The organism is Sabulibacter ruber (assembly GCF_017355955.1).
In the GTDB taxonomy this organism is placed as follows: domain Bacteria; phylum Bacteroidota; class Bacteroidia; order Cytophagales; family Hymenobacteraceae; genus Nibribacter; species Nibribacter ruber_A.
This window is the reverse complement of record NZ_JAFFID010000187.1, coordinates 1-250: the sequence shown is the minus strand read 5'-3', so window position 1 is coordinate 250 and position 250 is coordinate 1. Positions and strand designations below refer to the sequence as shown.

General features: G+C 72.8%; 1 protein-coding gene. It reads left to right on the top strand.

Annotated elements, in window-relative coordinates:
- Positions 1 to 250: tetratricopeptide repeat protein (locus JT719_RS24990; RefSeq protein ID WP_207436484.1), on the top strand; the 250-nt coding region annotated here is incomplete at both ends.

The following is a 250-nucleotide window of genomic DNA, read 5'->3' as shown; positions in this document are numbered from 1 at the left end:
CGGAGATGCACAACTTCCTGGGCGCCACGCTCCGTGAGCTGGGCCGGCTGGAGGAGGCGGAAGCCGCCTTCGCCACCTCGCTGGAGCTGGAGCCGGGCTATCTCGACGCCCGCTACAACCTCGCCGAACTGCTGTCCACGCGCGGCGCGCTGGAGGAGGCGGCCGAGGCCTTCCGCGCCGTGCTGACGGCGGCACCCCGCTTCATCCCGGCCCATGTCGGGCTGGCCCACGCGCTGCAGAGCCTTGACCG